Genomic DNA, 11,503 nt, shown 5'->3' with positions numbered 1-11,503 from the left:
GGCATTCACCCTCGATAAATCGTTTCATCTGGCGCTCGTATTGATGAGATACTGGCATAACGTTTACCCAACAGCATCCGTTTACACAAAACTGCGTTTTTACACAGCCTGGGCCAATAGCAGACTTTAAAAAATACTCTGGCAGTCGGCCCCATGCCGATTGGTCAAAAACGAGAAGAATTTAACTCTCAAGATTGCCAAAATGTTGAAAAAAATTGTTGTAGCCGCGTTGTGCGGATGTGTTTTTACGGCGGGTATGGCCGCAGCCCAACTCGACAGCCCAGCGCCTGAAATGAACAATGAATTTGATTCCGGTTCACGTATCAGCCTTCAACAGCTCAGTCCGATACAGATAGAAAATCTCGTCATCGCCGGCAAAATATGGGGATTTTTAAAGTACCACCATCCCACCATAACTGATGGCAGACGCCAATGGGACTTCGAGCTGCTGCGCCTCCTCCCAGACGTGCTCGCGGCTAAGGATCGTTCAAGCGCCGATGCCGTGTTGCACCGTTGGATCGCTAGGCTGGGACCCATGGCGGAGTGCAGTCCGTGCGCAAACCTAGACGAGCAGGATTTCCAGCTGCTACCAAGCCTCGGCTGGCTGAACGACACCCATCGGCTGAGCGCGGAGCTGCGCAGCGATCTGAACGAGGTATACCGTCACCGCAGCAGCACTGGAAAACAGTTTTATGTTTCTCTCGTACCGCAAATCGGCAATCCTGTTTTCGACAATGAGGTCGACTATAAAAGTCTGAGTTTTCCGGACGCTGGCTTCCAACTACTCTCTTTGTTCCGTTTTTGGAATATTGTCGAGTATTGGGCACCGTACCGCGACCAGATTGGCGCGGACTGGGACGACGTCTTGCGCGACTCGATTTCCTCGGTGGCCTTGGCAAAGGATCGCAAGAGCTACGAACTGGCGATGATAGCCGTCATAGCGCTCATCCACGATACCCATGCCAATCTGTGGAGTTCGCTTCATGTGCGTCCACCGGTCGGATCGTGCGAGCTGCCGGTCAAGGTCCACTTAGTGGATGGGCATGCGACGGTCAGCGGGTACACAAACGCCGAAGCCGGCAAAGCAAGTGGACTGCGGCTCGGCGACCTCATTGAAACCATTGATGGCGTCACGGTTACCAAGCTGCTCGATTCATGGCGGCCCTATTACTCGGCTTCGAACGAGCCGACGCGTCTGCGCGACATGACGAGAGAAATGACCAAGGGGCCGTGCGGCACCACGCAACTCAAACTGAGGCGCGGGAGTGACGTGAGTGAGATCGCCGCTTTCCGGTTGCCGCTAATCGGACCAAGAAAATCGATCACGCATGACATTGCAGGGAACACCTTCCAACTTTTAGCGAACGACATCGCCTATATCAAACTGTCTTCGATCAAGCGTGCCGACATTCCGGGTTATATGGAGCGCGCCGCGCAGACCAAAGGGCTGATCATCGATATCCGCAATTATCCGTCGGATTTCGTGCCGTTCGCCTTGGGAGCGTATTTCATTGACGCACCCACCAAGTTCGTCAGGTTCACGGTCGGCGACCTTGTCAATCCGGGCGGGTTCAAGTGGGGGCACGAACTTTCGCTCATGCCGCAGGCATCGCGGTACGCGGGCAAGGTGATGATACTGGTCGACGAGACGTCCCAAAGCCAATCCGAATATACGGCAATGGCCCTGCGTGTGGGATCACGCGCGAAAGTGGTCGGCAGTACGACAGCAGGTGCTGATGGCAATGTGTCGTCGATTCCCTTGCCTGGAGGCTTACGGTCCATGATCAGCGGAATTGGGGTCTTTTATCCCGACAAGCGGCCTACCCAGCGTGTCGGTATTGTGCCGGACCTCGAGGTGAAGCCAACAATCGTGGGGTTGAGTGCACAGCGTGACGAAGTTCTGGAGGCAGCGATTCGCGAGATTCGGCGGGAATAGAATATCTCCACAGTTCAGTAAATGTTTGGAATGACCCGCTGTCATCTGCAGGTTCTCCCGCCTCTCTTGTTTTCGTGAACCGTAGTGAGCAAGGTCGGCTTTGGGTCGAAAGCAGCCCTTCGCGGAGGGCACCGGGCCTGCCATGATGGGTCGTCATTTGCAGTTAGCGTGAGCCGGAGAGCCTGCAATACAGGCCCGCACCGTCGATTGCAAGCTCATTTGCAGATAGCGTGAGCACGGGCCTACCATCGTTTGCAGTTAATTCGAGCTGAAATCGGCGTCGAATGCGAGCATGGCCGGTTTCAAACGCGAGCCGCTACACCTAAAGATGACATATTTGAATATCAATGTGGCCTATTTTTTCTTCTTAATTGTCTTGTGCTCATACATTGCAGCATCTGCTTCCTGCAACATGTCTTCGACCGTTGCATGTTTGAGCACGTCATAGGCAACTGCACCATACGAAAGCTGTATGGAATAAGGCAGGCCAAGCTTAGCACAGCGTGTTTGAAGGTTGCCCACGAAACGAGAAACCAGTTCTTGAGTCACGGCATTGGAGGCATTGGTTATCAAAACAACAAATTCATCACCTCCGAGTCGGGCAAAAATGTCGGATGTGCGGAATGCTTCTGCTATTTGTTCCGCAAAGATTTTCAACGCCCTATCGCCCTCCGAATGTCCATACGTATCGTTTATTTCTTTGAACTTGTCCAGGTCGAAGAAAATAAGCGTAGCTGGGAACTGTTGACGCTTGCACATCTCGAGACTATGCCGAGCGAGCGTTAGGAATCCTCGTCGATTCGATATACGCGTCAGTTCATCAAGAATTGATAGCTGAACGGCGATAATTTCGCGCTCTATCATTTGGGCAAGATCAACAAGCATCTGTTGATCTTCGGCCGAGAATTCGCGTGGAGCACGATCAATGATGCACAGTGTCCCAACCGCCGTCCCATTGAGTGGCCGCAGTGGCTGACCAGCATAGAACCGAATGTGCGGCTCGTTCGTTACAAGCGGATTGTCAAAGAACCGCTCATCCTTCAACGTGTCTTCAATAACAAACGTTCCTTTCTCTAAAATTGCATGCCCGCAAAAGGAAATATCGCGCGACGTTTCAGAAACATCCAATCCAAAGCATGACTTGAACCATTGCCGGTTTTCATCCACAAGACTTACCAGGGCAATAGGGACGCCAAACAACCGTCGCGCCATTCTAGTCACCCGATCAAATCGTTCTTCCGGCAGTGTGTCAAGAATGGCTGCGGACCTCAATTGGAATAGACGCTCTTGCTCGTCAGTTGGAATCTTTGGTATTTCCATTTTTTTCTCCAACGTATAAATGTTTAAAATGCAATTTTACGACGTAAAACGAATGGCCGAAGAAATTAATTTTCTACCTCACAAAACTATAGTCCGGCCCGTCGTTTTTATTGGACGGGTCACGTGGCCCCTCCTGATCGCAGCGCGCACTTGGCGCATTGTTTCGTCATGCTGGACGTTCGGGCTGGTGTCGTCAATCGCCTCCAGCACCTCGGCCTTGACCGCCTCAGAGCAACGGAACGTAAAACTGGGTTAGGCAGGCTTAGCGCCCTATTTTTCCCGAATTCTGTGTTTGCCCCATATAGGGGAGCACCGTGCTGATCAGGATGTTTTCTTGCCACGCTTTGGGCAAGGTCTGCATATGAGTTCTCTTGTGCCTTAAGTCGTGGAATTCGCCGCCTCCGCTCACACCGAAATGCGCTCAAGAAACGAATCACCAATGTGAGACTGAATTCCAGCCCAGTTCGCGCCTCCCACGATGTGCCGCTGTGAGACAATCGGGAATATTCTATTAAACGAGCCCGCCCTATGCTGACCGCACAGATACCATTAGACGAACGGGAGCGCTTGCGGGCGCTGGAACAGCTCGACGTGCTCGACTCCGCGCCCGAGCGCGAGTTCGACGCGCTGGTGGCAACTGCTGCCTTGGTGTGCGGCGTCCCGATCTCGCTGGTCAGCCTGATTGACCACGACCGGCAATGGTTTAAGGCCAATGTGGGCCTGCCCGGGGTGACCGAGACACCCCGTGACGTCGCGTTCTGCGCTCACGCGATCCTCGACGACGGTATCTTCGAAGTGCCCGATGCCCTGGCCGACCCTCGCTTTGCCGACAACCCGTTGGTGGCCACGGCGCCCGACATCCGTTTCTACGCCGGCGCCACGCTGCGCTTGAGCGACGGCGCCCACGTTGGCACGCTGTGCGTGATAGACCATGTGCCCCGCCGCCTGAGTGAGACGCAGCGCGAGGTGCTGCGCCTGCTGTCGATTGCTGCCGTCCATGTGCTGGAATCACGTCGCATGGCACGGGCGTTCGCAGCCAGTGAAACCCGTTTTCGCACGCTCAGCGAAGCATCGCCGTTAGGCGTGTTCGCCACAGACGCGGCCGGCGCCTGCACCTACACCAATGCGCGCTGGCAAGCCATCTATGGCCTGAGCGAGGCCGAGGCTCTGTGCGACGGCTGGAGCCACACGCTGCACCCCGACGACAAGGCCGCTGTCTTCGCCCAATGGCAGCACGCAGCGGAGCTGAAGCAAGAATTCGACATGGAGTTTCGGGTCCGCCGCCAAGATGGCACGGTGCGCCATGTGCGCTCTGTTGCGCGTGCCATGCTGGATGGCGATGACGAAGTCACCGGCTACGTGGGTTCGGTGGAGGACGTCACCGAACGCTTGCAGTCGCGCCGGGCACTCGACGAAGAGCGCATGCGCCTGGCAGCGATCATTCAGGGCACCGGCGCGGGCACCTGGGAATGGAACGTTCAGACCGGCGAGACGCGATTCAATGGCCGCTGGGCCGAGATTGTTGGGGCCACCATGGATGAGCTTTCCCCCACCACCATCCAGACCTGGGTCGATCTGTCCCACCCCGAGGACATGGCGCGATCCAGTGTGCTGCTTCAGGCTCACTTTACGGGCGAGACGGTGGCCTACGAATGCGAGGTGCGCATGCGCCACCGCGATGGCCGTTGGGTCTGGGTGCTCGACCGCGGCAAGGTACTGACCCGCACCGCAGAGGGCCAGCCCGAGTGGATGTTCGGCACCCACCTGGACATCACGGCACGCAAGGCGCAGGAAGATCGGTTGCGCAAGAGCGAGGAATTACTCAACCGAACGGGTGCCCTAGCACGGGTCGGGGGCTGGGAGGTGGACATCGCCAGCGGCAGCATCCACTGGTCCGAGCAGACCTGTCGCATCCACGGTGTGGAGCCTGGCTACCAGCCCCAGCTGGCCGAGGCAATCGACTTCTATGCGCCGGAAGCGCGCCCCATCGTCGAGGCGGCCGTGGCGCAGGCCATGGCCGACGGCACGGACTGGGACCTGGAACTGCCGTTCATCCAGAAGGGCGGTCACAGGATCTGGGTACGTGCGGCGGGCCACGCGGAGTTTGTGGACGGAAAGCCGGTGCGGCTGTACGGCGCCTTCCAGGACATCACCCTGCGCGTGCAAGGTCGCTTGGCTCTAGAGGCCGCTCAACAGCGCGTCACGCTGGCGACCGAAGCCGGTGGCATCGGGGTGTGGGAGCTGAACGTGAAAACCGGCGTACTCACTTGGGATGCCCTGATGTACGCGCTGTACGGTCTGCCTGAGGGAACGGGTACGGACGGCTACGAGCTCTGGGCTCGCCACCTTCACCCCGCCGATCGAAGCCGCGCTGAGCTAGAGTTCAAGTCGTCCTTGGAAAACGGTGCCGATTTTCGCTCCGAGTTTCGTGTGATTTGGAGCGACGGCTCCGTGCACTTTCTTCGTGCCGCTGGCAGTGTGACGCGTGACGCCGTGGGCCAGGCTCTGCACATCGTGGGCGTGAATTGGGATGTGACGCCACTGCGCGAGCTCTCCAACCAACTGGCCGAACAGCATGAGCTCTTGCGCGTGACTCTGCAGTCGATCGGAGACGCCGTGATCACCACCGACGCGCAAAGCCAGGTGACCTGGTTGAACCCGGCAGCCGAGCGCATGACCGGCTGGCTGTCCAGTGAAGCACTCGGGCGACCAATGACCCAGGTCTTTCACATCGTCAACGAAGAGACCCGGCATCACACCGAGAATCCTGTGGCCACCTGCCTGGCACAGGGCAAGATCGTGGGCTTGGCTAACCACACGGTGCTCATCTCGCGCAATGGCGACGAGTTCGGCATCGAGGATTCCGCTGCGCCGATCCGCAATCCGAACGGCGACGTGCTCGGGGTCGTGCTGGTCTTTCACGACGTGACCGAACAGCGGCGCCTGTCAGGCGAGATGAGCTACCGCGCCACGCACGACGCGCTCACAGGCTTGGTCAACCGGGCCGAGTTCGAGACTCGGTTGCGCCGAACGCTGGACAAGGCCCATGAGGAACGCAGCGAGCATGCCCTGCTGTACATCGACCTCGACCAGTTCAAGCTCGTGAACGACGCCTGCGGACATTCGGTGGGGGACCAGCTCCTGCAGCAGGTCGCCAAGCTGCTGCGCGAAGCCGTGCGCGCGCGCGACACGTTGGCACGCCTGGGGGGGGACGAATTTGCGGTCATCCTGGAGCATTGCCCGTCCGACCAGGCCCAGCGCGTAGCACAGCAGATCTGCGACCGTATGGATGAGTTCAGGTTCCTGCACGACGAGCGCCGCTTCCGCATCGGCACCAGCATCGGCCTGGTGCCGGTGGACCACCGCTGGGCCAACACGGCCGCCGCCATGCAGGCCGCAGACACCTCATGCTACGCCGCCAAGGAGGCGGGCCGCAACCGCGTGCATGCCTGGTTCGACACCGACCAAGCCATGCGTGCACGTCATGGCGAAATGCAGTGGGCCACGCGCCTGGAGCAGGCGCTGGATGAAGACCGGTTCGTGCTCTATGCGCAGCGCATCGAAGCACTTTGCGAGGGCTCAACGGGGCTGCACGCGGAAGTGCTGATCCGCTTGCTGGACAGTGATGGCAGCCTGATCCAGCCGGGGGCCTTCCTGCCGGCTGCAGAGCGCTTCCACATGGCCACGCGAATCGACCGCTGGGTACTCAAGCGCGCGTTGCAGCAGATCCAGGCTATGCCAGATGTGAATGCTATCGACACTCTGTGCATCAACCTATCAGGACAGTCAGTGGGTGACCGGGCGTTTCACCTACATGCCATCGACGCGTTGACCAAAGCCGGCAGCGCGGTCTGCCGGCGCATCTGTCTGGAGATCACGGAGACCGCCGCCGTCACCAATATGGCGGATGCCGCGATCTTCATCGAACAGGTCCGCGCTCTCGGGGCCAGGGTGGCGCTCGACGACTTCGGGGTCGGGGCTTCGTCGTTCGGCTACCTGAAGACCCTCAAGGTCGATCTACTGAAGATCGACGGCAGTTTCATCCGCGACATGATCGATGACCCGCTGGACGCCGCCGCCGTGCGCTGTTTCGTCGACGTGGCCCGGGTGGTGGGGGTCAAAACGGTCGCCGAGTTCGTGGACCGGACTGAAGTGCTGGCGCGCGTGCGTGAGATCGGCATCGACTACGCGCAAGGGTTCTTGCTGCACAGACCCGAACCGATCGAGAACCTGTTCGGCGCTGCTGCGCGACTCGCGCGGTTCTGAATCAACGTAGCGGCTCATCGCCACGGTATCCCGAACACAACCACGGTACCTCGCACAGGATCCAGACACGCGCCCAACTCAAGACTAATCCTCGCCAGCTACAAATCAGAATCCTGTAAATCTGCCAACAAACTCACAACCGAAATGGCGCCATTGCGGTGCAACTTTGATGCAAAGTCAGTGCAAAGTCACAACACCCACGCCCTAACAGTAAAGGACAGGATGCCAGATGTATATCGCTGCGCTCAATTCATCCAGTGTTTCACCCGCTAGGTCGCTTTGCGCCCGTCGCAGTCGAATCAGGGCTTCGCCCCGAGACCCGTGATTAAGTGTCGAGACTAGCCTGTTGGGGGGGGCATCGCAGAAAACGGAAAATAAAGCACGTTAAGCTATTTTTGAGCGGCTCAGTGCCAGCTAAGTCAGCTTCCGTAATCTCTCCATTGCGCAAATACCTGCGTTCTTTTTGGAGAAAAACCATGAATCGCTACAGCAAACTTTCTCTCCTGGCCGCAGCCATTGCCGCTGCGGGCACCGTTGCCTATGCCGCCCAAGGCGGCATGGAAAACGATGCCCTAGCCATCGCCAAGGCCAAAATCCCGATGGCTCAGGCTGTCACCACTGCCGAGCAACACGCCAACGGCAAGGCTTCACGCGCCGAGTACGAGAACTCGAAACAGGGCTGGGTCTACGACGTGGAGGTCGTCAGTGGGGCCAAAGTCTTTGATGTGAGGGTCGATGCCGACAAAGGCACGGTCATTTCGTCCGCCGAAGACAAAGCTGATCGCGATGACGACCACGACAAGCAAGACTAACTACACGCCACAAGGCCGGGTCGCCCCAGTTGGGTGATTCGGCCCCGGAGACCACATGGAAGACCTCAATCACGCACTATTTCTCTGGCTTAAACCACTTTAAGGAAATATATGGCGACACCAAACGGCTGGTTCTATTGGGCAATTCTGTCCGCCGTTTTTGCGGCACTGACAGCCATTTTTGCCAAAATTGGTATTCAGGGCGTCGATTCCGATCTGGCCACCTTGATCCGCACGGCAATCATCATTGTCGTACTGTCAGTGTTCGTGGCTTACACGGGCAAGTGGTCCAACCCCTTCGAGCTTTCGTCGAAGACCTGGTTGTTCCTTGGGTTGTCCGGCCTAGCCACTGGTGCGTCTTGGGTATGTTATTTCCGGGCACTCAAGATAGGAGACGCATCCAAGGTCGCGCCGGTGGACAAGCTTAGCCTCGTTCTGGTGGCTGTGTTCGCGTTCGCATTTCTGGGCGAACGGCCATCACTTCGCGAGTGGTCGGGCATTGCGATGGTCGCTGGTGGCGTTCTCTTGTTGGCCTTCAAGCGTTGATGCGTCAGATTGAGCTACACCCTAACCTGATGTCAGAAGACCCGAGCGCAATACGTCAGAATAGGGTCGGTATCGTAGTTACTTGACATATGCCTTGAACGGTCATAGAGTCTTTCCTGACACATCTTGTTAAGGAGGCACGTTTTGCGAGGTCAGCGCATAGGTTATGTCCGGGTCAGCAGCTTCGACCAGAATCCAGAGCGTCAGCTCGATCAGGTCCAGGTGGACAAGCTGTTCACCGACAAGGCATCCGGCAAAGACACGCAGCGGCCACAGCTCGACGCGTTGCTGTCATTCGCCCGCGAAGGCGACACAGTAGTCGTGCACAGCATGGACCGTCTAGCCCGCAACTTGGACGATCTGCGCCGGCTGGTACAGACGTTGACCAAGCGCGGGATACGAGTCGAATTTGTCAAAGAGTGCCTGAGCTTCACCGGCGAAGACTCGCCAATGGCCAACCTGCTGCTGTCGGTCATGGGCGCGTTCGCGGAGTTCGAGCGGGCCTTGATCGGCGAGCGGCAGCGCGAAGGGATCGCATTGGCCAAGCAGCGCGGCGCCTACCGAGGTCGCAAGAAAGCGCTGGTGGACAACCAGGTTGTCGAGCTGTGCCGCCGCGCTGGTGCCGGCGAGCAGAAATCAACGCTTGCGCGTGAGTTCGGCATCAGTCGGGAGACCGTGTATCAATACTTGAAGGTGGCGCCAACTCCTTAACCCGATTTTCCGTTCCACTGCACCTCAAACCCCAAATCCGGGATGCTGATCTCGACCTTCAGGTCACGGGCAAGCGAGTTCATGAAGCCTTCGGGCTGCCGCAACGCCAGATGAAAAACTTGGCGTATGAACAGCGCGGTCTCGATTGCCACATTGGAATACTTTGTTGGCCGGCCGCGCGCCCCGGTCTTCGCTGGACACCACTCGGCAATCGCCTCTTCGGTAAACCACATCGTAAAGTCACCGCGCCGCTTGAGCGCGGCGTTGTACGCAGGCCAGTTCGTCACCTTGTAGTGCGGCTTCTCGAATTTGTGGCGACGCTCTTCGCTGTGTTTGTACGGCACGGGCCTACTTGGAAAGAAATGATGCCAGATTGTACACTTCTGTGGCGATCGGTCGAATTATTCAACAACGCCTAAGAGATGCAGGCCAGTATTCGCCCTCCGGCGCCGCGCTTGCGTGCGCAGACGCACGCAAGCGCCGGGCGGCGCCCGCCAGCCCGCTCTGTGCTAAGAAACAACACTTGCGCGCCCGCCGGACGCGCCGATCGGCCTGGTCCGTGCTGCCGAATTGCAACAACGGCAATCGAAAATTATAATCATTCTCATTCGCGCTACGGCGCTCCCTTCCGTCCCCTGACTATCCGAGCAATGAACAATAGAACCCGTCTTTTCGTGTCTTCGCGCACCTTGTCCCGCTGCGCCGTCCTGGCGCTCGCCCTCGCTCTGGCCGCCTGCGGCGGTGGCGGCGGCAATGCGCCGGCCACCGCGTCGTCGTCGGTGAGCGGCGCCGCGCTGACCGCGGCCGCCACGCTGGGCGAAAAAATCTTCAGCGACCAGTCGCTCTCGGTGTCCGGCAAGCAATCCTGCGCCAGTTGCCACAACGCCGCCAACGCCCACGCACAAAGCGACCATCTGGCCGTGCAGATGGGCGGCCCGAACGGCGACGCGCAGGGCTCCCGCGCCTCGCCCTCGCTGCGCTACCTGAACCTGACGCCGGCCTTCTTCTTCGCCAAGGACGGCACGCCGACCGGCGGCATCAACCGCGACGGGCGCGCCCAGTCGCTCGCCGAACAGGCCCAGCGGCCCTTCCTGGCGCCGCATGAAATGGCCAACGCCAGCAAGGAGGAAGTCGTCGCCCGCCTGAAAAAGACCGGTTACGCGGAACAGTTCCGCCAGGTCTTCGGCGGCGCCATCTTCGACAATCCCGAGCAAGCCTTCGCCCGCCTCACCTTCGCCCTGCAGCAGTATCAGTTGGAGGATCCGGCCTTCCATCCTTACGACTCCAAGTTCGACGCCTTCCTGGCCGGCAAGGTCAAGCTGGACGAGGCCGAACTGCGCGGTCTGGCCCTGTTCAACAATCCGAACAAGGGCAATTGCGCCGCCTGCCACACCAGCAGCGTGGGCGCCGACGGCAAACCGCCGCTGTTCACCGACTTCAGCTTCGACAACCTGGGCGTGCCGCGCAATCCGGCCATCGCCGCCACGCGGGACCCGGCCTACTTCGACCTGGGCCTGTGCGGCCCGGACCGCACCGACCTGGCCGGCCGCGCCGAGCTGTGCGGCGCCTTCAAGGTGCCGACCCTGCGCAACGTCGCCACGCGCAAGGTGTTCTTCCACAACGGCGCTTTCACCGACCTGAGCAAAGTGACGGCCTTCTACGTGCGCCGCGACACCAATCCGGAGGAATGGTATCCGCTGGCCGCCGACGGCAGCGTCGACAAATTCAACGACCTACCGGCCCAGTACCGCGGCAACGTCAACATCGTCGAGGTGCCCTACAACCGCAAACCCGGCATGGCGCCGGCGCTGTCGGAAAGCGAAATCGCCGATGTCGTGACCTTCCTCGGCACGCTGACGGACGGCTACAAAGCAAACTAATCCCTCTATTCATTTCAAAATTCATTTAAGAG

8 protein-coding genes are annotated in these 11,503 nt (G+C 58.9%); 6 read left to right on the top strand and 2 right to left on the bottom strand.

Features of this window, described 5'->3' with window-relative positions:
* Positions 1–202: 202 nt before the first annotated feature.
* Complete coding sequence (locus ACQ4WN_RS19520) at positions 203–1,936, top strand: S41 family peptidase (protein WP_436553011.1); 1,734 nt, start codon at positions 203–205, stop codon at positions 1,934–1,936.
* Between the two features lie 354 nt (positions 1,937–2,290).
* Here the strand turns inward: ACQ4WN_RS19520 and ACQ4WN_RS19515 are convergent, their stop codons facing one another.
* Positions 2,291–3,256, bottom strand: coding sequence for a GGDEF domain-containing protein (locus ACQ4WN_RS19515; RefSeq protein ID WP_436553010.1), 966 nt, complete (start codon positions 3,254–3,256; stop codon positions 2,291–2,293).
* A 528-nt stretch (positions 3,257–3,784) separates the two neighbouring features.
* Here ACQ4WN_RS19515 and ACQ4WN_RS19510 point away from each other — a divergent pair.
* The 4 genes from ACQ4WN_RS19510 to ACQ4WN_RS19495 all read left to right on the top strand — a co-directional run bounded on the left by ACQ4WN_RS19510 (position 3,785) and on the right by ACQ4WN_RS19495 (position 9,591).
* Positions 3,785–7,522, top strand: coding sequence for a PAS domain-containing protein (locus tag ACQ4WN_RS19510; protein WP_436553009.1), 3,738 nt, complete (start codon positions 3,785–3,787; stop codon positions 7,520–7,522).
* 476 nt (positions 7,523–7,998) lie between these two features.
* Positions 7,999–8,334: a PepSY domain-containing protein gene (locus tag ACQ4WN_RS19505; protein ID WP_436553008.1), complete on the top strand. Its 336-nt coding sequence runs from the start codon at positions 7,999–8,001 to the stop codon at positions 8,332–8,334.
* Positions 8,335–8,445: 111 nt separating this feature from the next.
* Entirely contained in the window at positions 8,446–8,880 is a 435-nt protein-coding gene (locus ACQ4WN_RS19500; RefSeq protein WP_436553007.1) for an EamA family transporter, read from the top strand.
* Positions 8,881–9,024: 144 nt separating this feature from the next.
* Positions 9,025–9,591, top strand: coding sequence for a recombinase family protein (locus tag ACQ4WN_RS19495; protein WP_436553006.1), 567 nt, complete (start codon positions 9,025–9,027; stop codon positions 9,589–9,591).
* On the opposite strand, the gene ACQ4WN_RS19490 is transcribed toward ACQ4WN_RS19495, so the two are convergent.
* Positions 9,588–9,935, bottom strand: coding sequence for a transposase (locus ACQ4WN_RS19490; RefSeq protein ID WP_436553005.1), 348 nt, complete (start codon positions 9,933–9,935; stop codon positions 9,588–9,590). The genes ACQ4WN_RS19495 and ACQ4WN_RS19490 overlap by 4 nt on opposite strands.
* Positions 9,936–10,241: 306 nt before the next feature.
* On the opposite strand from ACQ4WN_RS19490, the gene ACQ4WN_RS19485 reads away from it, so the two are divergent.
* Positions 10,242–11,471, top strand: a complete 1,230-nt coding sequence (locus ACQ4WN_RS19485) for a cytochrome-c peroxidase (protein WP_436553004.1) — start codon at positions 10,242–10,244, stop codon at positions 11,469–11,471.
* Positions 11,472–11,503 lie beyond the last annotated feature (32 nt).

It is taken from the genome of Janthinobacterium pasteuri, assembly GCF_051380775.1.
In the GTDB taxonomy this organism is placed as follows: Bacteria; Pseudomonadota; Gammaproteobacteria; order Burkholderiales; family Burkholderiaceae_D; genus Janthinobacterium.
The sequence above is the reverse complement of the archived record's forward strand: the minus strand, read 5'-3'. Positions and strand labels throughout refer to the sequence as shown.